This is a genomic window from Mycobacterium sp. NS-7484 (assembly GCF_001953975.1).
GTDB lineage: Bacteria > Actinomycetota > Actinomycetes > Mycobacteriales > Mycobacteriaceae > Mycobacterium.
Genome location: NZ_MBEJ01000007.1, coordinates 99839 through 124489 on the forward strand (window position 1 = coordinate 99839; position 24651 = coordinate 124489).

Sequence of the window (24651 nt, forward strand, 5' to 3'; positions counted from 1 at the left end):
GTCAATCGTCCCGACGCATCAGCAGGACGCCGCTGGGCGTCAGGCCGCCGCTGCTGGCGACCGCGACGCGCGCACCGGAGACCTGGCGTTCCCCGGCTTCCCCGCGCAGCTGGGTGACGGCCTCGTGGATCAGGCCCATGCCATGCGTGCGGCCGTGCGAGAGCTGACCGCCGTGGGTGTTGAGCGGGATGACGCCGTCGCGGGCGATGTTGTGGCCGCCGTCGAGGAAATCCTTGGCCTCACCGATACCGCAGAAGCCCAGGCCCTCCAGCCAGGACAGGCAGTTGAAGGAGAATCCGTCGTACAGCTCGGCGACGTCGACATCGCTGGGCCGCAACGAGGTTCGTGACCACATGTGCGCGCTCTGACCGAGCACCTGCGGTTCGTGGGTCAGGGTGGTCTGGTCCCAGTCGAGCCGTTCGATGATCTGGGTGCCGACGGCCTCGAACAGGATCGGCGGCTTTGCCAGATCCCGCGCGACGTCTACCGCGGAGACGATGACGGCCACCGCACCGTCACACGGGACGTCGCAGTCATAGAGGCCGAACGGCGTGGTGATCATGCGGGCCGACAGATAGTCGTCCATGGTCAGCGGATCACGGTAGATCGCCGTGGGATTGAGCGCTGCATTGGCGCGCTGGTTCAGTGCGATCCAGCCGAGTGTCTCCCGGGTGGTGCCATACCGGTCGAAATGCCGGCCGGCGTTCTGCGCCAACGTATGTGCCGCGGAGGTGGCGCCGAACGGGTGCTGCCAGTTGTCACTGCGTCCACCCATCGGAGGGGACATCTTGCCCTCCTTGACCAACTGGCCGAACGTGGCCTCCCACAGCGTGCGGAAGCACAGCACGTGCCGGGCCATCCCGGTGGCCACTGCCATCATCGCCGCGATCACCGAACCGCCCGGACCGAAGGTGTCCATGCCGCCGTTGATCCATGTCGGCCGCAGGCCCAGCGCGCCCTCCAGGGCGCTCACGCCACCCTCGCCCATCCCGGCGATGGCCAGCCCCGGATACGTCGACAGGCCGTCGATGTCGTCGAACGTCAAACCCGCATCGGCAACGGCCTTTTCGGCGGCCTCGATGGTCAGCTTCACCGGCGGCACCATGAGCCGACGCCCGATGGTGGACATCCCGATGCCGGTGATGGCCGAGTGGTCCTCGAACTTCTCCTTGGTCAGCATCGGCCGCACATACTTGGCGACATCTGCGGGAGCGATCGGTTCGGCGACGGGGGGAGTGGCGGTGGTGTCGGCCGACGGCTTGAACACCGGCAGCCAGACGTCTTCGAGATGCTGGAAGTCGACCTCCACGGGCATGCCGAGTTTCAGGTCGTCGGCGTCGCATTCGACGATGTTGGTGGTCAACCGGACCCGGGGATCCTCGGCGATGGCCACCTCGGCCACCACGTACGGCGGTGGCAGGTCGGGGAAACCGAACCGGTGGTTGACCGTGAACCCGGCCAGCGAGCCGCGGCCGGAGACGTCGCGTACCCCCATGTTGTGGCTGCGGCAGTAGCGGCAGATCGGCTGCGGCGGGTGGATGAGCGCGCTGCAGTCCTGGCACTCCTGGATACGCAGGACGCCATCGGCGCCCGCGGTCCAGAAGTACTCGTTGAGCGTGGTGACCGTCGGGAGCGGACGTCCCGGTATCTGTGACAACTCGACTCCGGTGGTAAGCAGGTTATTCTGTGTGGAGAATCACGTTACCAGTCTGCGGGAGCGGTGATCCAGCCCCGGGTGTCAACCTGCGTCGCGCTCGCCCCGCACCTCTTTCAGCTCGATGATCGCGTGCACCGGGCAGTCCAGCAGCGCGCGCCGTACGGCCTCCTCGTCCGCCGCCGGGATGTTGCCGTCGCCTTTCAGCACGGCATAGCCCCAGTCGTCGAGGGGGAAGTACTCCGGCGCGTGCTTGGCGCACAATCCGAAGCCGTCACACAACGTGCGATCCAGCTTGACCCTCATACCGTCACCACCGCCTCCAGAGACTCCACTTCGTACGGGCGTGCCGCGGTGAAGGCACCGTAACGGCAAGTCTGGCAACCATTTTCGAGATGGCTCGCCACCACGTCGGGGAACTGTGCCAGAAGGCTGGCCGCCACGTTGGCCGCGCCGTCGAGCGTCGCGCAGGCACCACGGCCACGCAACACCACCGACCAGCGCTTGAGCCGGTCCAGGTCTTCCTGGGTGGCCACGCCGTCGCGCAACCCGACGGCGACCGCGGCCATCGCGGCGGTGCCGTTGAAGCACGATCCGCACTGGCCGGCGTTCTCTCGGTCGAAGTAGGACAGCACCGACGCCGCGACCGCCACCGGGCAGTCGTCGGTGAGGATCCCGATCGCGCCGCAGCCCAGCCCGGTGCCCAGGGCCCGAACGGACTCGTGGTCCAGTGTGGTGCCGACGATGTCACGGTTGATCAGCCCGGCGAAGTACCCGCCCATCAACGCCCCGCGGACACTGTCCGCCGCCACCCCGTGCAGCGTCAGCAGATCGGCGAAGGGGATGCCGTGGGGAACCTCGTACAGCGCAGGCGGACGTCCGGCACCGGTGATGGTGGCCAGAAAGGTGCCGGGGGAGCCCTCGGTCCCGAGCTGCCGGAAGGTCTGTGCGCCGTGCTGGTGCACATAGGCCAGGTGGGCCAGCGTCTCGACGTTGCTGATCAGTGTGGGCTTGCCGGCCACCCCTTCCTCGAACGGGCGTGGAGGCTTGTCGGTGGGTTTGGCCGGGCCGCCGTTGACGGCATGGACGGCGGCGGTCTCTTCACCGGCGACGTAACCCGGTGCGACGGTGAGCAATTCGATTGCCACCCCGTCGAATTCGGCGGGCAGCTCGGTGAGTGCCCGTTCGACGCAGGCGGCCGCCTGCCGATCCGAGACGTACATCACGGCGCGATCGGCGCCGACGACCCCGGCCGCCAGGCGCAGGCCGTCGAGGACGGCATGGGGACGGTGGCGCAGTAACCAACGGTCCTTGATCGAGGCCGGTTCCCCTTCTTCGCCGTTGGCGATCACCACGGTGCCTGTTGTGGCGCCGCGGCGCCCGTTGTCGCGTACCGCGCGCAGTTTCACCGCCAGGGGAAAGGCCGCACCGCCACGGCCGAGCAGACCGCTCGCCTGCACCTCGGACAACAGGTGGTCCGGATCGGTAAGGGGCGCATAGCCTCCGCTCTGGCGGTAGTCGGCCAGGTCTTCGGGCCCGTCGCGTAGCAGGCGCGCGGTGATCCCCGGCCAGGCCGCAACGGTCAGTTCGGCAGTCATGGTCACATCCCGTCCCCGGTTAGGCTTACCGGCATGAGAACTGCGGTGGTACGCGTCGGTGTCGACCCGGCTGGGGAGCTCGGGCCACAGCAGCTATCCGAAGGCATGGCAACGCTCCGGGCGCTGCTGGCCGAACGCGGCGCCGAGGTGCTGGACAACCAGCTCGCCGGACTGCCCGCGCATCGCCGCGAGGTCGAGGTGTTGATCGCCGGCGACGATGCGCCAGAGCTGCAGGCCCTCGCTGTCCAGCTGTGCGCCAAGGCCTTTGGTACCTCGCCCACCCCGGGCGTCGTCACGTTCGTCAGCCGGGGAACCGATGAGGACGCGCTGGGTGTGCTGGCCGGCTTCGGCCTGACCGGCGAGGTGAGCCGGGCCACCGGCGGCGACGGGTGGGACGTCGTCACGGTCACCCTGAAAAAGGCCGACCTGGCCCGCATTCCGGAAAGCCGCATCCACACGGCGCTGGAGGCCTCGTTGAACTGCGAAGTCCACATCACCACGGTCTGAGCCCGCGCGTGCGGGGCTCATGACGACCTCAGGAAGTCGATGATCGCCGGGGCTGCCTGCACCCAGGTGTCGAACAGGCAGAACGTCTTACCGCCGCTCTGGGCGAACTTCTCGCCGGCACGTTCCCAGGCGTCCTCGGGCCACGGCGGGTCGATCAGCTTGGAGCCTTTGATCAGACAGCTCACCTCAAGCGAGGTGCGCTTGGGATGATCCCAGTCGTTCTCGCCGCCCCGGATGATCAACGTGGGAACGGTGATGTTGTCGAACATCTCGTCCGGTACGCCGGGAATCGTCTGGCCGGGCTTCGACACAAAGGCGTTGAGCCAGCGCAACATCACCTTGAGGAACTCGTCGGGGTCGAGATCGAGCAGGCGCTGGCGGTTGGTCGGGTTCTGCTCGATCCGTTCGCGCCATTCCGGCACGTTCAGCAACCCCTCGATGCCCAGACCACGCACCGCCAGGATGCTCGGCGTCACGTAATGCCCGCCCAGGACGAAGGAGCCGTACACCCCGCCGACGATGTTCCACACCACCAGCTTTCGCACGATCTCGGGATACAGCATCGTGGTCAGCATCGAATCCCGCGCTCCGCCGGAGCCACCGAGGATGTAGCACGGCCCGATATCGAGTCCGGTGATCAGCTTGTAGAGCGTCTCGGCGCGCATGTGCGATTCGCTCTGCCCGTAGAACTGGACGTCGGAGCGGCCGCAGTTGGGTCGATCCCACAGCAGCACCCGGTAGCCGCCCTCGACGAGCGCCTCGGCCAACGGTCGCAGGCCCGGGATGTCCTTGCTGAACCGGCCCCCGGGGGTGAGAGCGATGAAATCGCCTTTCTCTCCCAGGATTTCGTAGACGACATTGCCGCCGTTGATCTCCAATGTCTTTTCGCCCGGCTTGAGTTCCGGGGCGCCGAGAACCAGCTCACTAGTCACGCCATCACCAACACTTCGTTGTCCACGACCCGCACCGGGTAGGTACGGATGCTCCATTCCGGCTTCACCGCGGTGGTGCCGGTTGCCAACTCGAAACCCCATTGGTGCCAGGGGCAGTAGATGTACTCCATGTCGCGCACCATCACCGCGTCGCCCGGGACGTTCTCGTCGACCACGGTGCGGCCCCGCGCCCGGCCCGAGCACAGTGGACCGCCTTCGTGCGGACAGTAATTGGCGATGGCATAGAACGTGCCGTTGACGTTGTAGACGCCGACGCCGTGGCGGCCGATCGGCACCAGTTTGTGTGTGCCGGGCGGGATTTCGTCGACAGTGGCGACGACGTGCTCGCGTCCCTGCGCGAGCCGGGGGCGCTTGTCCGGTTCACTCATCAGAAAACCCGTACCTGCCCCTCGAGGACCGGGACGGTCTCGGGCAGCTTGTACGTCTCGATGCCGTTGCGGAACATGATGGCCTCACGCGCATGCTCGGGGAGGTGCTTGACCAGCCAGCGCGGATCGTCGAAGGTCCAGTGCGGATAGTCGCTGGAGTACAGCAGGATCTTCTCGCACTCCATCCACTCGAAGGCCCGCGACAGCTCGGTCTTGTCCTCGGGGTAATCCAGGGGCTGGGTGGTGAACTTGATGTGGTCTTTGACGTATTCGGAGGGCTTGCGCTTGATGTCCATCCAGCTCTTGCGCGCCTCGTAGATCGCATCCATGCGCCACATCAGCGGCAGGATCCAGGTGAAGGCATGCTCGACGAACACGATGCGCAGCGTCGGGAACCGGTCGAACACCCCGTCGAAGATCAGGCTCATCACCTGGTTGGCCGCCAACAACGAATAGCTGACCATGAAATCGTGGTTGTAGCTGGGTAATCCGACCGGCGGCGTCGGCAGCGTCTCGAACTCGCCGCGCGACAGATGGCAGCTCACCGTGATGTCGTGCTTGGTGGCCGCCGCCCAGATCGGGTCGTACTTCGGATCACCCCAGGACGGGCGCGGCTCGGCTTTCATCAGAATCTGGGCCATGAAGGGGTGTTCGGCCCACTCTTCGATCTCGGCCACCGCGGTCTGCGGTTCCTCGATGGCGATGCAGATGGACCCGCGCCAGCGCTCATGCCAGTTGTTGTGCGGATCGAGCCAGTGGTTGGCCAGCCAACGGTTGACCGCGGTGCAATACGCCGCGGTGGCTTCACCGAGCCGGTGCTCGGAGTGCGTCGGCTCCAGAATGGCGATGTCGGAGCCCGCCTCCATGATGAGCTGGCGCAGCGCCATGTCGGGGTCGCTGCAGGCGAACTCACCGTCCGGGGGGAACGCGTCGACCCGCATGGCGTAGGCATGCGCGTAATCAGGTGCGTCGTAATAGATCTGCTCGCCGACCTTGTGGCTCAGGAAGTACTTGCTGCGCCATGGTTCGGGGATGTAGTCGAGTAGTTCACCGCGGCGTGGCATCGGGTGCACGTCGGAATCGACGCACCGGATCGCAATCCGTTCTTGTGCCGGTACCCGCGGGTTCGTCGTCACGGACATGGTTACCTCCCTCGGTCAGGCGTTACTTGCCGCAACGGCGTCGGTCGTCAGCGCGCTTTCCAAGCCGTACAGCTCGGCGGCGTTGCGCCACAACAACTTTTCGCGTTGCTCGGCGCTCAACGCGCTGGGGATGGTCGGCTCGTTCAGTTGCCAGTGCGGGTAGCTGGAGCCGAACATCACCATGTCCTCCTTGCCGGTGAAACTCAGCCACTCCCCGGCGAAGTCGACGTCACCGGGACCGTCGAGCGCGCCTTGGACGAAGTAGACATGGCCGGGAAGATAATCGCTGGGCATCTTGGGCGCCCACGGCGTCTGCTCCAGATGCGGACGTCCGAAGCAGTCCATCCGCCACATGAACGGGGTCAACAGGTCCGCAGCCCCGTCGGCCCAGACGAATTTCAGCTCGGGGGTCCGCTCGAACACGCCCTCGGCGATCATGTTCATCAGGTGATAGATGTAGTTGAGCGCCATGAAGCCCAGGTACTGCTCATAGGTTCGGGTCTTGCCGGACGGGGTCGGCGCGAACTGGATTCCGGCACCGCCTTCGATGTGGACGGCCACGGGCAGCCCCGCCGCGGCGGCCGCCTCCCACAACGGCCAGAACTGTGGCTTTCCATAGAGTTCGCGCGACTGCATCGGGATGCCGATCTGCACCACCCGCGGATGGTCCTTGTACTTGTCGATTTCGCGCAGGGCACCGGCGATGTCGTCGGGATTGACCCGGATGGTGCCTCGGAAGCGGTCGCCGTAGGTCTCGTGTTCGAGCCAGCGCTGCACCATCATCGCGTTGTGCGCCGCGGCCAGCGCGGTGCCGAGGTGACGGTCGGGCATGATGCCGCGCGTCATCGGGTGCAGGATCGCGAGGTCGACACCGCGGTCGACGAACAGATGCTGTGCGGCGATGTCCGGATCCGAGCCGGGATACTGACGGTCAGGTCCCTTGGTGCCCTTGGCGTATTCGCCACCCGGTGCGCCGTACCAGTTCATCTCGTAGTCGGGAAAGCCGCGGCTGGCGAACGGCTCTTTGAGGAAGTTCTGCCGTAGGTCTTTGTTCGATCCGAAGAAGATGTGCACGCTCGCGTCGATCAGCGGCGTTTGCGTCCCGTCGGGTTGGGCCGGGTCTTTCAAAGCCAAAACTTCCTCCGATGTTCGTCCGGAACGCACGGTCGGTGGCGACGGGCGCGTGCCGCCGGACCTCACCGCCAGTCTAGATCCATATTCTTCGATATCAAGAACATTGTTCTCGGACAACTTAAGCACTTCGCTGCAGGTCGGCGGCGGTGCTGGTCGGATGCCCAGCGCCGGATTTGGGAGAACCGATACTTGCCTGGGGAGAACGACGAGACCCAGGAGGAGAATGCTATTCTCCTTTCGAATCTGACAGTGCGGCAGGAGGCGGCGGGTGCTTCTCGAATTCGATGCCGATCAGCGGTTGTGGCAGGAAACCGTGCGCGATGCGGTGACCAAGCAGTGCCCGGCCACGCTGGTCCGCGAGGTGGCCGAGCAGGGTGTCGACCCGACACCGCTGTGGCAGAGCTATATCGACCAGGGCTGGACCGAGCTCACCGACTCGGAGAACGCCGTCGAACTGGCCATCGTGCTGGAAGAACTCGGCCGGGCCACCGATCTGACGCCGTATCTGGCCACGATGACGCAGTACGCGCCGCTGGCCGGGGAACGCTTCGACGCCGGCACGGCCGGCACCGCGGTGTACAGCGGAGTGACGGCCAACCGGGATACCACCGGATGGGTGCTGACCGGCACCGCCCACCACGTGCTCGACGGTGACCGGGCCGAGAACCTGGCCGTGGTGACCGATGCCGGGGTCTTCCTGGTCGACGCGGCCAAGGCGGTCGCCCGTCGCACCGCGGTCTTCGACCCGGTGCTGCATGTGGCCGAGGTGACCTTCGACGGTGTGCACGTCGAGGACACCGCCCGCGTGCACGTCGACCTCGAGAAGGCGCGCCATCTGGCCTTGACCGGGATGGCGATCACCATGGTCGGCGCCTGCCAGCGGGTGCTCGACCTCGCTCTCGAGCATGTCAAGCAGCGTCAGCAGTTCGGTGTGGCGATCGGGTCGTTCCAGGCCGTGCAGCACAAGGCCGTGGACATGCACGTCGCGATCGAACGGGCACGGGCACTTTCGTACTTCGCGGCCCTGACCATCGCCGCCGACGATCCGCGGCGGCGGCTGGCGTCGGCCATGGCCAAGGCGTCGGCCGGGGAATGCCAGGCGGTCGTCTTCCGTCACGGCCTGCAGCTGTTCGGTGCGATGGGCTTCACCTGGGAGAACGACGTGCAATTCGCGCTGAAGCGGGCCAAGTCGGGGGAGCTGCTGCTGGGCGGCGCCGCCGAACACCGCGCGCAGATCGCCGCCGAGTACCGCACGAATTACAGGGGACTGTGACATGCAGCTGACATACGACTCCGACGTCGAGGAGTTCCGCGCCGAGTTCTCCGCATTCCTCGACGCCAACCTTCCGTCGGAAGCCCAGACGCTGGAGCGGCCCACCTCCGTGTCGCACATGCCGCAATGGGCGCGCGACTGGCAGCGGCTGTTGTTCGACAACGGGTGGCTGCTGCCCGCGCAACCGCCCGAGTTCGGTGGCCGCAACGCCACCGTCGTGCAGACCTTCGTGCACCTTGACGAGCTGTGCCGGCGCCGGATCTACCACAGCTTCAATCCCCAGGGCGTCAATATCATTGCGGCCTCACTGTTGACGTTCGGCTCCGAGGAGCAGAAGCAACGCTGGGCGGTTCCGGTACTGCGCGGTGAGAAGACCGCCTCGCTGGGGATGAGCGAGCCCAGCGCCGGCTCCGACCTCGCCTCGCTGCGCACCCGCGCGGTGCGGGACGGCGACGAGTTCGTGGTCAACGGCCAGAAAGTGTGGACCTCGGGCGCCCACGACGCCGATTGGTTGCTGACCTTCGTGCGTACCGATCCAGATGCGCCAAAGCACAAGGGAATCAGCGTGCTGATCATCCCGACCGACACCCCCGGCGTGGTGTGCCGGCCGTTCGCGGACATGACCGGCGAGGAGAACCTCGACTTCAACGAGGTCTTCTTCACCGACGCCCGGGTGCCGGCCGAGAACCTGGTCGGCCCGCTCAACGGCGGTTGGGGCGTGGCCAACGGGTCACTCGGGCACGAGCGCACGATGATGTGGCTCGGGTTCGCCGACCGCATCGACAACATGTTGGCCGATTTCCACCCGAAGACCGAGTTGGAACGCGACCAGTACGCGACCACGATCATGGACTATCAGGCCTTGCGCGCCATGGGATCTGCAGCGCTGGCGAAGGCGTCCCGCGGCGAGGCGGACACCGCCTCGGTATCGGTGCTGAAGCTGTTCGGTTCCGAAGCCGAGCGCAACGCGTTCGAGAACGCACTGACCGCCGCCGGGCCGGACGGGTTGATCCACCCGTCCACCAGTGGGCCGTACGAACACATGAACCTCGACCACTACTTCGCCAGCTGGTTCGAGCGGTACGCCCGCAGCTTCGGCGGCACGATCGCCGGTGGCACCTCGGAGATTCAGCGCAACATCATCGCCACCCAGGTGCTGGGCCTGCCCCGGCGCTGACCTTTCCTGCGCGAGCAGACGTAAACCCCCCTATTTCCGGCCTGAAATAGGGGGGTTTACGTCTGCTCGGCGAAGAAATGACGGCGGAACAAACGTTAGGTTAGAGTCGGCGGGTGTTCACCATGCGCTTCGACCTGCGGGCGCCGCATACCCCGACCGCCGACCTCTACCGGGCCGCGATCGACATGTGCGCATGGGCCGAGACGCGGGGTGCGGTGATGGCGGTCTTGTCCGAGCACCACGGCACGGCCGACGGGCATCTCGCCGCGCCCCACCTCCTCGCCGCGGCGATCGCCGCCCGCACTGAGCAGCTCGCGATTCTCCTTGCCGCAGTGCCGATCACGTTCTGGGATCCGGTCCGGCTGGCCGAGGAGATCTGCGCCCTGGACATCATCAGCCGGGGCCGGGTCTGGTTTGCGTTCGGGATCGGACACCGCGCCGAGGAGTATGAACACTTCGGCGTGGACATGAGCACCCGCGGCAAGTTGGCCGACGAGCGGCTGGCGCTGGTGCTACGTCTGCTCACCGGGCAGACCGTCGAACACGAGGGACGCCGGATCACGGTGACACCCGGATGTCTGACGCCCGCGGGTCCCACCATGCTCGTCGCGGGTGGCACTCGGGCCGCGGCGCGCCGGGCCGCACGGCATGGACTCGGCTTCATCTCGCAGGTCGCTGCGCCCGAACTCAAGGATTTTTACGACGCGGAATGTCGCGCGAACGGACACGAACCAGGACTGGTCCAGTTTCCCGCGACGAACACCCCGACCGCGGTGTTCGTCGCAGACGATGTCGACCGGGCATGGGATGAGCTGGGCCCCTTCATTCTTCATGACGCGATCACGGCAGCCGCTTACCGGCACGGGGACGATTCGGTCGCGAGTATCTCGCGTGCCGACACCGTCGCAACGCTGCGGCAGGCCGACGGACCGTATCGGATCCTGACGGCCGACGAGGCGGTCGGCTTTGTTCGCGAGGGCAGACCTTTGCCGTTGTTACCGCTGTGCGGCGGGCTGCCGCCCGACATGGCCTGGCCCTATCTGGAACGGGCCGTCACCGCGACGGCACAAACGTAAACGCGAGGAGCCGAACATGAATCGACCGTTGCGCATCGTCGTGTGGGCGACCGGGGGCGTCGGGTCCATCGCGGTCGACGCGATCGCCGGACGACCCGATCTCGAACTGGTCGGCGTCTGGGTGCACTCGGCGGCGAAGGTCGGTCAGGATGCCGGCGTCCTGGCCGGGCGTGATCCACTCGGTGTGACGGCCACGGATGATGCCGAGGCGCTGATCGCCCTGCGGCCCGACTGCGTGGTCTACACCGCCAGCGGGCCGGACCGAGATGCCGCCGCGGTTCCCGACTACCTGCGGTTGTTGGCAGCCGGAATCAACGTGGTCTCAACGACATCGACCAGTCTGATCTATCCGCCGGCGTATTACTCGGCCGCCTGGCGTGACGAGTTGGAGGAGGCGGCCAAGACGGGCAACTGTTCGTTCTACGCCTCGGGTGTGTTTCCCGGCTTCGGTTCCGACGCATTGGCCCTGATGCTGGCCACCCAATCGAAGAAGATCGACCGCCTCACGGTCACCGAGGTTTCCCTCAACGATCACTACCCGGTGGCCGACGTGATGATGGACGGTATGGGTTTTGGTCGTCCGCTGGACTTCGAACCGATGCTCAAGACCCCGGGGTTCATCGAGATGGCTTGGCAGGCGCCGCTATACCTGATGGCCGAGGCCATGGGCGCCGAGTTGTCCGAGGTCCGCGGCACACTCGACCGGCAGCTCACCGACCACGACATCGAGGTGGCGTTCGGCACCATCGAGGCGGGGACCTGCGGGGCGGTGCGCACTCGCGCGGCCGGGGTGGTGAACGGACGCGAGGCCATCGTGATCGAGCACATCATCCGGATGTCCCGCGACGTCGCACCCGATTGGCCCGCATCGGAGTTCGACGCCACCTACCGGGTGGACATCGAAGGCGAACCCGACATCCATTGCGCGATGAAGCTCGGCGCCGACGAAGGGCATGGTGCCGGCCGGGCGGCGATGGCGGCCACCGCGATGCGGGTGGTCAACGCCATCCCCTATGTCGTCGATGCGCCGACCGGTCTGCTGAGCTCGCTCGATATCCCGAATACGTTGCCGCGGTATGCTTTCGACTAGTCGGCAGCTACCGTGCGATCACACCGCGCAGGCTGGTGTCCCGCACGTGGATCTGTGACGCGCGGGTGCCCAACTGCCGCAGGATGTTCTCCGGGATCCAGCCCACGCCGATCACCGACCGGGCCAGCATCTCGTTCGACGGGCTGTCGATACTGATCTCGCCGGCCTTCACCCCTGCCGCGAGAAGTGACTTGACCTGTTTGACGCGTTGCATGAACAGCCAGCCGGGGTTGGGCGTGTCCGGCGGCGACTGGCGCATCCACGCCAGCTGAATCCTGAATTCGTCTCCGAACTGGTCCAGCGCGTTGGTGTGGATCCAGCTCAGCGCATCGAGCTTTTCGATCGTCGTGCCCTTGGACCCGAGGACTTCGGTCCAGCCCACGGCGATCTTCTCCCCGAAAGACTGCATGATGGCCGCCAGCAGTTCGTCCTTCGACCCGATGAGCCGATAGACCGTACCGGTGCCCATGCCGGCTGCCGAGGCGATGTCTCGCACCGTCGTACCCTCGTACCCGCGCCGGCCGAACTCGGCCCGCGCCACCGCCCGGATGTGGGTCGTCTTGTCGTCGGCTTCGGAGGCGGCCTCCTCGGTCCAGCTCCGCACCACGGCGTCGGCCGCCCTGAACGGCACGGATGCGTCGAGTTCGGCGTCGCTGGGGTCGCCGGTGGACAAGCCTTCCAGAAGAATCCGGCACAGCAGGGTCGCGACCTTCTCCGGGGCGGCGTTGTGGCGCATGACGTCGAGACCGACCTGGAGCATGGACTGGCTGATCCGGTCCGCCAGCACCGCGAGATCGACGTCGGACCGTAGGTAACCGGCCCATCGCGCGGCCCGCAAGGTCTGCTGCATGGCCTCCAGCGTGGCGGTCGGGCGGCGCTGAGCCAGCGCGATGAGCTCCGGGTTGGAGCTCGGGCTCTCGTAGAACGACATCTGCAGCGCGGCTCGGTGGGCGACCGCGCATCGTGCGATATCGGAACCGAGCATGGCGATCCGGTCGAACGGCGAGGCCTGATCGGGGCCGTCCAGCCGCTTCTGGGCCGTCTCGGCGATGCGATCGAGATCGTCGTGGTACCGCCGGAGCAGTTCGACCAGGATCGCTTCTTTGGATTCGAAATGGTGGTACAGGCTGCCGGGCAGGATGCCTGCGGCATCCGCGATCTCCTGCAGCGACGTGCGCAGGCCCGACGTGGCGATCAACGTGGCAGCGGTCTCGAGAATCTCGGTCCGGCGCGTCCGATCCTCAGCTGCGGAGCCGGCGTCGGTTGCGCGACCTGGGGTGCGCTTGAGCGTCTTACGCTCCCCAGGCGTCACCTGGGGACGGCCCACAGCGGCTCCACGATGATTGCTGGCTCCCGTCACGCGATTTGGGTGTCCGACCCAATATTTGGTTAGAGGTTACCAGAACAGCGCTGGTACGCCGGGGATCCCGTGGAGCCGTCGCCCGGGTCAGGTGACGCCGAGCCGTTCGGTCACGTCGAACACCTCGTCGTAGATCGACCCGGGGATCGTGAACGGCTCTGTCGCAGACACTTCCGAAAGGTGCCTCGCGATGTCCTCCGCGCTGAGGTCGCTGTCCGGAGGTGCCATCCAGCCCCGACCCAAGCCTATGAAAACGCGGGCGAAGCGACCCGCGCAGGCCGAGAAGTTCTGGTGGCTGGACCCACAGTCGCGGCTGGCCAGGTACACCACCAACGGAGCGACGAGTTCTGGCCGGATCGACCTGAAAAAGCCGTTCTCCTCAAGGACTTTCGGATCGCCCAAGGTTTCGGTGACCATTCGCGAGACACCGAACGGCAGCACGGTGTTGGCCAGTATGCCGTGTGGAGCACCCTCGAGGGCGATCACGTTGGTCAGCCCGACCAGGCCCGCCTTGGCGGCGGCGTAGTGCGCCTCCAGATGTTGGCCGAACATGCCCGCCGACGAGGCGATGAACACGAACCGGCCGTAGCCTTGTCGCTTCATCACGCGGTAGGCGGGCTGGGCGAGGTAGAAGCCGCCGTCGAGATGGACGCTCAACATGCGTCGCCAGTCGTCGGGCGTCAGTTCGTCGAACGGGATGCTGTTGAAGATGCCCGCATTGCTCACCACCGCGTCGAGCCGGCCGAATCGTTCGACCGCCGTGCGCACGATCGCCTCGCCTCCCTCGGCGCTGTCGACCGAATCGTAGGACGCGACCGCGGTACCGCCGGCCGCCGTGATCTCTTCGACGACCTGATCGGCCACCGCAGCGTCCGCGCCGTGGCCCGTCATCGTTCCGCCGAGATCGTTGACCACGACGGCAGCCCCACGCCGAGCCAGTTCCAGCGCGTACACCCGGCCCAGGCCGCGACCGGCTCCGGTCACGACGGCGACCTGTCCGTTGAACTCGATCACTGTGTAGCCCTTACCCGTTGACTTCCCGGATCGTTCATTGACTCCGGTGCAGCCGAACTCTACGGTGGAACAGATATTTGGTCAACGTGGTCCGGAGGTGGGCGCGGAGGTGTCAGGTGGCTGACGGCGGAGACGGTGGGGACGCCGGGGATGGCCGACACTCCGGGTTGGGCATGCTGGCGTCAGCGCTCGCGGGCCGCCCGGTTGCGGTCGCCTCGGCCGCTGCGGGTGCGCAGGCGTGGACCGATGGGCAGACGATCTTCGTCGATCCAGCCGCCTCCGATCGCACACGGCTCGAATCGGTGGCGGTGCAGGCTTCGCTGATTGCGGCCGGAAGCCTCGCTCCAGAGGTGGTCGGCGGCCTCCTCCGACGCCGCAAACTCGCCAACCGATATCTGGCCGTGGAGGCGCATCGGGCGCTGTTGGTCAACGCGGCATTGGTGCCGAACATGTTGGGCGCCTTGGCAGATCGCAGCATCGGCGAGCGGAGTGACTCGTCCGCGACGTCCCTGCAGATCGCTCGCGGCAACGACGCGTTGCCGGACCCGCCGGCAAGTTTCGGGGCGATTCAGGCGAAGAAGGTGTACGCCGCGGCCACCAGGCAGCAGAGCCAACAGTCGGTGGGTCATGTGCCGCGGAAGCAAGGCCGCCAGGAGCTTGAACAGCTCGACGAGGACAATCCCGACAACTGGGACGACTCCGATGATCCCGATCTGTTTTCCAGTCCGGTCGGTGGCGGGGGAGCCATCGGCAAATGGCTGAAAAAGCTTCTGTCCTCGGCGCGGAAGACCGGAGCCAACGGTAGCGGCCCTCCCGGCGCGGACTCACCGACGCATCGCACCAACTCGACCAGACGCGGGCTGCATGCGGTGTCGTCGCTGGCCTCGGTGGACACTGAGGATGTTGTCGACGTGAAGACCGAGGGAATCAAGTACCCGGAATGGAACGCCGAACGTGGCGTCTATCGACTCGACTGGTGCACCGTTCGTGAGCCCGACCCGGAGATCAAACCCCACGTCACCCAGCAGATCGAGGACGCGATCAGTGTGCGGCGCCCGCTGGCCCGCCTCGGTATGGGCCTGCATCGGCGGCATCGCCAGCCGCAGGGTGACGACATCGACATCGACGCCGCTCTGGAGGCGCGCGTCGAGGTGCGGGCCGGCTCCGTGCCCGACGAGGCGGTGTACCTCGATAGCCTGCGCCGGCGGCGGGATCTGTCGGTGTTGCTGCTGCTGGACGTCTCGGGTTCGACGGCGGAACCGGGCACGGTCGGGCGTACGGTGCACCAACAGCAGCGCACCGCCGTCGCGCACTTGATGGTGGCGCTGCACGATCTGGGGGACCGGGTGTCGTTGTACGCCTACTATTCCCAGGGCCGGTCAGCGGTGACCATGGTGCCGGTGAAGCGGTTCGACGACCACCTGGATGCGCAGGTGTTCCGCCGCCTGAACAGTCTGGAGCCGGGGGCGTACTCGCGGCTCGGGGCGGCCGTACGGCACGGTTCGGCGGTCTTGGAGGACCGTGGCAGCACCTCGCGCCGGCTGCTGGTCGTGCTATCCGACGGACTGGCCTACGACCACGGCTACGAACGGGCTTACGGCGCCGCCGATGCCTGTCGCGCCCTGAGCGAGGCGCGGCGTCGTGGCACCGGCTGCGTTTGCCTGACGATCGGCGCCAGTACCGATGTGGAGTCACTGCGCCGAGTGTTCGGTAGCACTGCGCACGCGACCATCTCCAGCCCCGACCAACTCGCCGGCGTCATCGGGCCGATGTTCCGCTCGGCGATCCGCTCCGGCGAGGTTCGCCGCCGCGTGTCCTGAGCCGAAGCTGTGTCGTGATACCAAGCGCCAGAAGCTTATTGGGAAGATCGTCGCAGCACCACACGTCGCTGTAAGGGCTTGAAACAAACATCTGTTCCGGTTACGCTGCGAAAGTGCCGCAACGTGGCGGACACGACGAAAGGTGCGTTATGGCCAACGAATCCGGGCTCGCCTATCAGAACGGGGTCGATTCGCAGGCTCCGAACGCACGTCCCTATTACCAGCCCGTCGGTGACGAGGAGGCTGTGTTCAAGGCGGCATACCGCCAGGGGCTGTCGCTGGTGTTGAAGGGTCCGACCGGTTGCGGCAAGACGCGCTTTGTCGAAGCCATGGCACACGACCTCGGACGGCCACTGATCACCGTCTCCTGCCACGACGATCTCACCACCGCCGATCTGGTCGGCCGCTACCTGCTGCGCGGCGACGAGACGGTCTGGGTCGACGGGCCGCTGACCCGGGCCGTGCGCGAGGGCGCGATCTGCTACCTCGACGAGGTGGTCGAGGCGCGACAGGACACCACCGTCGTGTTGCACCCGCTCTCTGACTACCGCCGTCAGTTGCCCATCGAGCGCCTCGGCATCACCCTGGACGCGGCGCCGGGTTTCGGTCTGGTGATGTCGTACAACCCGGGTTACCAGAGCGTGCTCAAGGACCTCAAAGACTCGACGCGGCAACGGATGGTGGCCATCGAGTTCGGTTTTCCGGCCCCCGATGTCGAGGAGGGCATCATCGCCCACGAGGCGGGCGTCGACGGTGCCACGGCGGCCGAGCTGGTCCGGTTCGGACAGGCGATCCGGCGCCTGGAGGCTGGTGGGTTGCGCGAGGTGGCTTCGACGCGAGTGCTGATCGCCGCCGGGCGGCTGATCGCCGAGGGGCTGCCGGTGGCGGTGGCCGCCCGGGTGGCGGTCGCCGGACCACTGACCGACGACGTCGCGGTGAGCCGCGGGCTCCATGAGTTGATCGACGTCTACCTCGGTGGATCTGCCGTCGGTGATTGACGCGCCGGCCGACCGGGTTTAGGTTCAGAACAAATATTAGGTTTCAGTGATGTGCCCGCGATGAACGCCGGCTACCGGAGGTCAGATGTCGTACGAGAGCACCGCCGAGCCCATCAAGGTGGGCTATCTGATGGATTTCACCTTGCCGCCCGGGTTCCCGGACGAACTGAAGGCGTCGTTCACCCGGACCTTTGACCTGGTGTTCGAAGAGGCGGTTGAACAGGGCCTGATGGACCGGTCGGTGCAGATGATCTACCGCGAGGTCGAGGGGCTGCCGAAAGGTTCGGTCAAGGCGGTCATCGATGCCTATGGCGAGCTGGTGGACGAAGGCTGCCTGGTGGTATTCGGCCCGAACATCACCGACAACTGTGTGCCGCTGCGAGAAGCGATCGAGGAACGCTTCAAGGTGCCGGCGGTCAGCGTCACCGGCACTGACGACTGGTTGGGCGAGTGGACGTTCGCCTTCCCTCAGGGATCGATGACCGACGAGCCGATCTTTCTGGCGGATCTCGTCGCCAAGCGAGGCCTGACCGAGATCGGTGTACTGGTCGAGCAGAACCTGATCGGCGAAAGCTATCTGAAGAACCTGCGGACCGCCTGTACCCGCAAGGGAATTCGGATCGTCGCCGAAGCGACGATCGCGCAGACGGCTCAGGACATCAACGCCGCGGTGAGCACGCTGCACGAGGCCAAGGCCGAGGCGATCGTGCACCTCGGCTTCGGTTTCGGCATCGTCTTCATCAACCCGGCGCTGGAAGCCGTCAACTGGGACCCACCGCGGTTCACCACCACCGCATTCCAGAACGCGTGGGTCAACCCGATCATGTGGCAGGCCTTCCTGGGTTGGATCGGGGTCGACCAGTACGACGAGGGCAACCCGGTCGGACAGGCCTGGCTGGACCGATATGCCAAGCGGTACAACGGGAGTCGCCCCGAGTACTGCGTGTCGGTGGTCAACCACGATGTGGCAGCAACGTTGGTCCGGGCTTTCACCGACGCACATCCCCTGAGCCCGCGGGGCGTCAAGGAGGCTCTCGAGCGGGTGAAGATGATGCCGGCCGCCTCGGGTGCACCCGGCACCCGGGTGTCACTGGGCAAGTGGACCCGCCGGGCCTGGATGGGCGCGGGGTATCTGGTGGCCCGCACCCTCGACGAAGACGGCGTGAACTCTCACCTGGTCGACCGTTTCGGAGAGGAATCCCGATGACCACGGAGAAGGCCGCACCGCCGGGCGTCGTGACGCCGGCGGGCACCCAGAACAGCAAGGCGCCCCGTAAGGGTCCGAACTGGGGACGCTGGGCCGGCGCCTTCGCGCTCATCTCCTTCTTCAGCCTGTTCATCGCATTCGCGCGCACCGAGGTGCACCCCCGGGTGGCCAACCCCGACGTGGAGGGCCGGCCCCGCCCGGTTGAGTTCCTGCTCGGCTGGGACGGCTGGCTGTGGGTGCACCAGATCGGCACGGTGATCCTGCTGATCGTGCTGGTGGTGATCTTCGTCCGCGGTTGGCGGCGGGACCCGGGCAGCCCGATCATGCTGATGTTCCTGTGCACCACGTTGATCGTGTGGCAGGACCCGATCATGAACTGGGCGCCGTTCGCGGTCTACAACCCCGAGCTGATCCACTGGCCGGAGAACTGGCCGCTGATCATGTTGTCCCCGACGGTCGAACCGTTCATCGTGTTCGGCTACGTGGCGTTCTACTTCGCCCCGTTCTTCCCGGCGATCTGGATCCTCCGCAAGCTGCAAGCCAAGTACGGCCCCACCTCATTCGTCTCGCGGCACCCGCTGGTCAGCCTGGGCTCGATCACCCTGGTCATCGGTTTCATCTTCGACGCCATCCTCGAAGTGAGCCTGGTGCGCACCGGCCTGTACATCTACTCGCAGGTGATCCCGTTCGGATCGCTGTTCCCGGGCACCACATTCCAGTTCCCGCTGATCTGGGAGTCACTCGCGGTGACCTTCGTGATGGTTCCGGCGGCGGTGCTGTGCTACCGCGACGACACCGGCAAGGCGGTCGCGGAGAAGCTCGCCGCCAAGGCCCGGCTGTTCCCGAAGAAGCCGGTGCTGGGCACCTTCCTGGTGATGTTCGTGATCATCAACGTCGCCTACTTCGCCTACGGCAGCTGGTTCTGGGTGATCAAGGCCAGTGGCGCGGCCACCGCGGTCGCCTGCCCGTGGCCCTATCCCGAGGCGAAAGTCTATGACCCGCAGGGTTACTACCGCGCACATGGTGCCGAGGGGCCGTACTCGGTCGGCAAGTGGGCCACCTGGCAGCAGGGGCCGTTCGCCGACCTCGACGTCGAGTTGGGTTCGAAGGGTGACCGGTGCGCATCGGAGAACGCGAATGGGTGACCCGATCAGAACAGTCGTCATCACCGGCGCATCGCGCGGATTGGGGTTCGCCTCGACTGTGCGCCTTTACCGCGATGGATGGCGCGTGGTCGCGGCGATGCGCTCACCGGACGTCGGAATGCCCTTACTGCGTACGGCGACCGGAGCCGGCGAGGATGACGACAGACTGATCGGTGTCCAACTCGATCTGACGGACGCCGCCTCTATTTCGGCTGCTGCCAAGACGATCGAGGAGGCCTTGAAGGATACCGGGACAGCCGCACCGCATGCCTTGGTGCACAACGCCGGCATCTCGGCGGCCGGGATGGTCGAGGAGACGTCGTCGGATCTCTGGGAGCGCATGTTCGCCACCAACGTTCTGGGTCCGGTGGCACTGACCAAAGCGCTGCTGCCCGCCATGCGTGAAGCCGGGCGCGGCCGCATCGTGCTCATCTCCAGTGCGGCGGGTGTGCGTGGAATGCCGGCTACCGCACCGTATTCGGCAGTGAAAGGAGCGCTGGAGCGGTGGGGTGAAGCGATGGCGGGGGAGGTGGCGCCCTTCGGGATCGGCGTCACCATCCTGGTCACCGGGACTTACGACACCGACATCATCACCGATGCGGGAACCACCGATGACCGGGATCTGAGCGGCCCGTACGCCCGCCACCACCACACGATGGACACCCGTGGGCGCGCCATGATGAAGCACGCGGCCCGGCCACCGGAGAAGTTCGCCGAAGGTCTGGCGAACGCGCTCGACAGCACGAAACCGTTCGTCAAGACCGCGGTGGGCCCGGATGCCCGAATGCTGTTGATCGCCAGCAGGTTACTGCCGCCGTCAGCGCTGCATCAGATGACGCGGGTGATGATGGGTCTTCCGCGCCAGGGCACGATGCGCGGTGGGGCCTACCCGTTGACCACCTCTCAAAAGGCGATGGTGCTGGCTGCCAAGGCACTTCCGCAGCCGGTGCTGACCCGGCTGGCAGCCCTGGCGGCACGGCGCGCATCACGCAACGCTCAACCACAACAAGGGAGCAGCACCGATGCCTGATGCATCGACCACTCACGAATCGCGAATGCTGATCGACGGCAAGCTCGTAGACGGCGAGGCCGGTACCTTCGCCAACATCAACCCGGCCAACGAAGAGCTCCTGGGCGAAGTCTCCGATGCCTCGACGGCCGACATGCACCGGGCGATCGACGCGGCCCGTCGGTCGTTCGACGAGACCGACTGGTCGACCAACCGTCGACTCCGCAAGCGCTGCCTGGAACAACTCCACGAGGCCATCGAGGGCGAGCTGGAGGAGCTGCGTGAGGAACTCATCGCCGAGGTCGGCGCCCCGCGGGCCGTCACCCACGGACCACAACTCGACGCTCCGCTCGCCGACGGCCTCAAGTACCCCGCGCGGCTCATCGAAACCTTCCCCTGGGAAACGGATCTGGGTGACACCGTCGTCTCTGTCACCGGGGTGAATACCACACGCAAGGTCTGGTATGAGCCGGTGGGCGTCGTCGGCGCCATCACCCCGTGGAACTTTCCCTTCGAGGTCGCCCTGAACAAGCTCGGACAGGCATTGGCGACCGGTAACACCGTGGTGCTCAAACCCGCACCGGACACGCCCTTCAACGCCACCCGGCTCGGCCGGCTCATCGCCGAGAACACCGACATCCCGCCCGGGGTGGTAAACATCGTGCCGGCCTCCGATCACCTGGTCGGTGAAGAACTCACGCTCTCACCGAAAGTCGACATGATCTCGTTCACCGGTTCGACCGTCGTGGGCAAACGGATCATGGAAAAAGGCGCCGCCACGATGAAGCGGCTGTTCCTCGAATTGGGCGGCAAGTCGGCCACCATCGTCTTGGACGACTTGGATGACACGGCATTCAGCTCCGCCTGTCTGATCGGGATCGGACCACTCATGCACGCCGGGCAGGGGTGCGCTGCACCCACCCGGATGCTGTTGCCACGCTCGCGCTACGACGACGGCGTGGCGATCCTCAAAGGCCTCTACGAGAACATCGCCGCCGGCGACCCGCAGGACCCGGCCACGATCTGCGGGCCGGTCATCTCGGCCAAACAGCAGGCTCGCATCCTGGGCTACATCAGAAAGGGTGTCGACGAAGGCGCCACGATGCTCGTCGGCAGCGCCGAGCCCCCGAGACAGTTCGCCAAGGGGTTCTGGGTCAGTCCAACGCTTTTCACAGATGTGGACAACGCCATGACGATCGCCCAGGAGGAGATTTTCGGGCCGGTCCTGGCCGTCATTCCCTACGAGGACGAAGACGACGCGGTCCGGATCGCCAACGACAGCGCATACGGGTTGGCCGGCAACGTCATGTCCGGCTCGCTGGAACATTCGCTTGCCGTGGCGCGTCGGCTTCGCGCCGGGTTCATCGGCCTCAACGGCACCGCAGGCTACGGCGCGGACACACCGTTCGGCGGCTATAAGGACAGCGGCGTCGGCCGGCAGAACGGCCTCGCCGGATTTCACCAGTACACCGAGGTCAAGTCGGTCGCCTACCCGGCGATCTGATACCAGCACTCTAGGAGTTCACGCGTGGAACAGCTTTTCGACGACCTGGAGGACTTCGGCGCGTTCGACGACGCGGTATCCGGGGACGTCAGGGACCCATATCCCGAACTGGCCAGGCTTCGGCGCGAGGAGCCGATCCAGCGGATCGACATGTCGGCGATGCCCGGAGAAGCGGGCAAACCCGTCTTCATCGTCTACCGCTACGAGGACGCCCAGCAGATGCTGCGGGACAATCTGACGTTCTCGTCGTCCGGGGTGATCGCCGCCTTCGGACCGGTACTCGGCGAGCGGGTGATGCTCGGGATGGACGAGCCGGTGCACGGCCGGCTGCGGTCGCTGGTGTCGAAAGCTTTCTCGCAGAAGGCATTGGCCCGTTGGGAAGACGAGCTCGTCGGCCGGGTCGGAAACGAACTGATCGACAAATTCGCCGCGGACGGCAAGGCGGATCTGGTCAAGCAGTTCACCTTCGACTATCCGAGCCGGATCATCGCGGGCCTGCTCGGCCTACCCGAACAGGACTACCCGCAGTTCCAACGGTGGTCGATCTCGTTGCTGAGCTGGATCATGAACCCGGAGCGGGGACTGGCAGCGGCAGCGGCACTGTGCGAATACTTCGCGCCGATACTGGAAGACCGCCGCGCCGAGCCGAAAGAGGACATGATCAGCCTCCTCGCGGAGGCCGAGATCGACAGCGAGAAGCTCACCGACGACGAGATCTTCTCGTTCCTGCGGCTGCTGTTGCCGGCCGGGGTGGAGACCACGTATCGGTCATTGGGCAACCTGCTGTTCGGCTTGCTCTCGGACACAACACAACTGGACGCAGTCCGTGCCGACCGGTCACTGCTGCCCCAAGCCATCGAAGAGGCGGTGCGCTGGAACCCGCCCCTGTTGACCATCACGCGCACCACCACCTGCGACACCGAACTCGGCGGAGTTCACATCCCCGAGGGCTGTTCGGTGATGCCGATGCTGGGCTCGACGAACCGGCAGGAGGACCGGTGGGAGAACCCGGATCAGTTCGACATCTTCCGCACCTCCAAGGCGAATCTCGGCTGGGGGCATGGGGTACACGTGTGCCTGGGCATGCACCTGGCACGTCTGGAAATGCGCACTGCCATCAATCTTCTGCTGGACCGGTTGCCCAACCTGCGGATGGACCCCGACGGCGACGATCCCCACATCCGCGGGCAGGTGTTCCGCTCGCCGACTTCACTGCCGGTTTTGTTCGGATGACGGCTCCGGCGAGCAGACACAGATGTACGCGACACGCCGTGCCTCGGAGGACATCTCTGTCTGCTCGCCAACGAAAAGTGACCAGGAGAGCTTGAGATGACCGACTTCGAGACCATCGACTTCTTCACCGACCCGGCATTGGTTCCGGACCCGTACCCGTACTTCGATCACCTTCGCTCCAAATGTCCGGTCACCCAGGCGACGCCGTTCAACGTGCTGGCGGTCACCGGGTACGAGGAGGCGCTGGCGGTCTACAAGGACCCGGCGTTCTCGTCCTGCAACTCTGTGGCGGGACCGTTCTCGGGGATGCCGATCACGCCGGGCGAGAGCGACGACGTCACCGACCTGATCGAGGAGCACCGGCTCGCGGTGCCGATGGGCGAGCACATCACCTCACAGGACCCGCCGCTGCACACCCGTACCCGCGGTCTGATGAACAAGCTGATCACCCCCAAGCGGCTCAAGGAGAACGAGGACTTCATGTGGCGGCTGGCCGACCAGCAGCTCGACACATTCCTCGACAAGGGTGGCTGTGAGTTCCTCGCTGATTACGCGAAGCCGTTCTCGCTGTTGGTGATCGCCGATCTGCTCGGTGTGCCCGCGGAGGATCATCAGGAGTTCAAGGCGGCGTTCGCCCTGGGGGAGACCGTCGGTGAGCTCGGCAAGGAAGCGCCGACTACGCACAACCCACTGCAGTGGCTCAACGACAAGTTCTATGCCTACATCGAGGATCGCAGACGCGCCCCGCGTGAGGACGTGTTGACCGGGTTGGCGCAAGCCAAATACGAGGACGGTTCGACACCCGACATCGAAGACGTGATGAACCTGTCGACGTTCCTGTTCGCCGCGGGGACGGAGACGACGACGAAGCTGGTGAGCTCGGCAGTGCGGTTCATCGGCGACAACCCCGGATTCGAAGATCTGCTGCGTGCCGACCGCAGCAAGATCCCGGCGTTCCTCGAGGAGACCCTGCGCCTGGAGAGTCCGGTCAAGAGCCACTTCCGAATGGCCAGCCGGACGACAAGCATCGGTGACGTCGAGGTGCCGGCGGGAACGACGGTCATGGTGCTGCCCGGTGCGTGTAACCGCGATGAACGAAAGTTCCCGGACCCCCACACATTCCAGACCGATCGGGCCAATGTGCGCGAGCAGATCGCCTTCATTCGCGGCGTCCACTCGTGCCCGGGAGCGCCCCTGGCCCGGGCCGAGGGGCGCATCTCGCTGAACCGAATTCTCGACCGGATGAGCGGCATCACAATTTCCACCGAGCATCACGGGCCGGTGAACGACCGGCAATACGCCTACGAGCCCACGTTCATCATGCGCGGGCTCGCCGAACTGCACATCACCTTCACTCCGCTCGGCTGAGCCGCAACACCAAGGAGCACA

General features: G+C 66.0%; 21 protein-coding genes and 1 pseudogene. 13 read left to right on the forward strand and 9 right to left on the reverse strand.

The window, feature by feature from the left end:
• Nucleotide 1: 1 nt before the first annotated feature.
• From A5733_RS01320 to A5733_RS01330, 3 genes and pseudogenes are all read right to left on the reverse strand, one after another.
• Nucleotides 2-1657, reverse strand: a complete 1656-nt coding sequence (locus A5733_RS01320; RefSeq protein ID WP_076238769.1) for an OB-fold domain-containing protein — start codon at nucleotides 1655-1657, stop codon at nucleotides 2-4.
• A gap of 102 nt (nucleotides 1658-1759) precedes the next feature.
• Nucleotides 1760-1960, reverse strand: a pseudogene (locus tag A5733_RS01325) (ferredoxin); the annotation flags it as partial.
• Nucleotides 1957-3258, reverse strand: coding sequence for an NADH-ubiquinone oxidoreductase-F iron-sulfur binding region domain-containing protein (locus tag A5733_RS01330; RefSeq protein ID WP_076238771.1), 1302 nt, complete (start codon nucleotides 3256-3258; stop codon nucleotides 1957-1959). The pseudogene A5733_RS01325 and the gene A5733_RS01330, both read right to left, overlap by 4 nt.
• 27 nt (nucleotides 3259-3285) lie before the next feature.
• Between A5733_RS01330 and A5733_RS01335 the strand changes: the two genes are divergently transcribed.
• Nucleotides 3286-3759 (forward strand): hypothetical protein, encoded by a 474-nt coding sequence (locus tag A5733_RS01335; RefSeq protein WP_076238772.1) that lies wholly within the window; start codon nucleotides 3286-3288, stop codon nucleotides 3757-3759.
• 17 nt (nucleotides 3760-3776) lie between these two features.
• On the opposite strand, the gene A5733_RS01340 is transcribed toward A5733_RS01335, so the two are convergent.
• The 4 genes from A5733_RS01340 to A5733_RS01355 are packed head-to-tail and all read right to left on the reverse strand — an operon-like array spanning nucleotide 3777 to nucleotide 7356.
• Nucleotides 3777-4691, reverse strand: a complete 915-nt coding sequence (locus A5733_RS01340) for an alpha/beta fold hydrolase (protein ID WP_076238773.1) — start codon at nucleotides 4689-4691, stop codon at nucleotides 3777-3779.
• Nucleotides 4688-5080, reverse strand: a complete 393-nt coding sequence (locus A5733_RS01345; protein ID WP_067764804.1) for a Rieske 2Fe-2S domain-containing protein — start codon at nucleotides 5078-5080, stop codon at nucleotides 4688-4690. Before A5733_RS01345 ends, A5733_RS01340 begins: the two co-directional genes overlap by 4 nt.
• The gene (locus tag A5733_RS01350) at nucleotides 5080-6222 is read right to left on the reverse strand and encodes an amidohydrolase family protein (RefSeq protein ID WP_076238774.1); all 1143 of its coding nucleotides are present in this window, start codon (nucleotides 6220-6222) and stop codon (nucleotides 5080-5082) included. Before A5733_RS01350 ends, A5733_RS01345 begins: the two co-directional genes overlap by 1 nt.
• 15 nt (nucleotides 6223-6237) lie before the next feature.
• Entirely contained in the window at nucleotides 6238-7356 is a 1119-nt protein-coding gene (locus A5733_RS01355; RefSeq protein WP_076238775.1) for an amidohydrolase family protein, read from the reverse strand.
• A gap of 268 nt (nucleotides 7357-7624) precedes the next feature.
• Between A5733_RS01355 and A5733_RS01360 the strand changes: the two genes are divergently transcribed.
• The 4 genes from A5733_RS01360 to A5733_RS01375 all read left to right on the forward strand — a co-directional run bounded on the left by A5733_RS01360 (nucleotide 7625) and on the right by A5733_RS01375 (nucleotide 11972).
• Nucleotides 7625-8629, forward strand: coding sequence for an acyl-CoA dehydrogenase family protein (locus tag A5733_RS01360; protein WP_076238776.1), 1005 nt, complete (start codon nucleotides 7625-7627; stop codon nucleotides 8627-8629).
• Nucleotide 8630: 1 nt separating this feature from the next.
• On the forward strand, nucleotides 8631-9806 hold the full coding sequence (locus A5733_RS01365) for an acyl-CoA dehydrogenase family protein (RefSeq protein WP_076238777.1): 1176 nt from the start codon (nucleotides 8631-8633) through the stop codon (nucleotides 9804-9806).
• Between the two features lie 113 nt (nucleotides 9807-9919).
• The gene (locus A5733_RS01370; RefSeq protein WP_076238778.1) at nucleotides 9920-10882 is read left to right on the forward strand and encodes an LLM class flavin-dependent oxidoreductase; all 963 of its coding nucleotides are present in this window, start codon (nucleotides 9920-9922) and stop codon (nucleotides 10880-10882) included.
• Between the two features lie 16 nt (nucleotides 10883-10898).
• Nucleotides 10899-11972: a dihydrodipicolinate reductase gene (locus A5733_RS01375; protein WP_076238779.1), complete on the forward strand. Its 1074-nt coding sequence runs from the start codon at nucleotides 10899-10901 to the stop codon at nucleotides 11970-11972.
• Nucleotides 11973-11979: 7 nt separating this feature from the next.
• On the opposite strand, the gene A5733_RS01380 is transcribed toward A5733_RS01375, so the two are convergent.
• Nucleotides 11980-13299: a TetR/AcrR family transcriptional regulator gene (locus A5733_RS01380; protein ID WP_083665930.1), complete on the reverse strand. Its 1320-nt coding sequence runs from the start codon at nucleotides 13297-13299 to the stop codon at nucleotides 11980-11982.
• 120 nt (nucleotides 13300-13419) lie between these two features.
• Nucleotides 13420-14346 (reverse strand): SDR family NAD(P)-dependent oxidoreductase, encoded by a 927-nt coding sequence (locus tag A5733_RS01385; protein WP_076238781.1) that lies wholly within the window; start codon nucleotides 14344-14346, stop codon nucleotides 13420-13422.
• Nucleotides 14347-14519: 173 nt separating this feature from the next.
• Between A5733_RS01385 and A5733_RS01390 the strand changes: the two genes are divergently transcribed.
• From A5733_RS01390 to A5733_RS01425, 8 genes are all read left to right on the forward strand, one after another.
• Entirely contained in the window at nucleotides 14520-16166 is a 1647-nt protein-coding gene (locus tag A5733_RS01390; protein WP_083665933.1) for a nitric oxide reductase activation protein NorD, read from the forward strand.
• Between the two features lie 149 nt (nucleotides 16167-16315).
• A complete protein-coding gene (locus tag A5733_RS01395; RefSeq protein ID WP_076238783.1) occupies nucleotides 16316-17164 on the forward strand; it encodes a CbbQ/NirQ/NorQ/GpvN family protein in 849 nt (282 codons plus the stop codon).
• 85 nt (nucleotides 17165-17249) lie between these two features.
• Nucleotides 17250-18371, forward strand: coding sequence for an ABC transporter substrate-binding protein (locus A5733_RS01400; protein ID WP_076238784.1), 1122 nt, complete (start codon nucleotides 17250-17252; stop codon nucleotides 18369-18371).
• Complete coding sequence (locus tag A5733_RS01405) at nucleotides 18368-19516, forward strand: spirocyclase AveC family protein (RefSeq protein ID WP_076238785.1); 1149 nt, start codon at nucleotides 18368-18370, stop codon at nucleotides 19514-19516. Before A5733_RS01400 ends, A5733_RS01405 begins: the two co-directional genes overlap by 4 nt.
• Complete coding sequence (locus tag A5733_RS01410; RefSeq protein WP_076238786.1) at nucleotides 19509-20546, forward strand: SDR family oxidoreductase; 1038 nt, start codon at nucleotides 19509-19511, stop codon at nucleotides 20544-20546. Before A5733_RS01405 ends, A5733_RS01410 begins: the two co-directional genes overlap by 8 nt.
• Entirely contained in the window at nucleotides 20539-22029 is a 1491-nt protein-coding gene (locus A5733_RS01415; protein WP_076238787.1) for an aldehyde dehydrogenase family protein, read from the forward strand. Before A5733_RS01410 ends, A5733_RS01415 begins: the two co-directional genes overlap by 8 nt.
• A gap of 24 nt (nucleotides 22030-22053) precedes the next feature.
• Nucleotides 22054-23262: a cytochrome P450 gene (locus A5733_RS01420; protein WP_076238788.1), complete on the forward strand. Its 1209-nt coding sequence runs from the start codon at nucleotides 22054-22056 to the stop codon at nucleotides 23260-23262.
• Nucleotides 23263-23358: 96 nt separating this feature from the next.
• Nucleotides 23359-24630: a cytochrome P450 gene (locus A5733_RS01425; RefSeq protein ID WP_076238789.1), complete on the forward strand. Its 1272-nt coding sequence runs from the start codon at nucleotides 23359-23361 to the stop codon at nucleotides 24628-24630.
• Nucleotides 24631-24651: the final 21 nt, after the last annotated feature.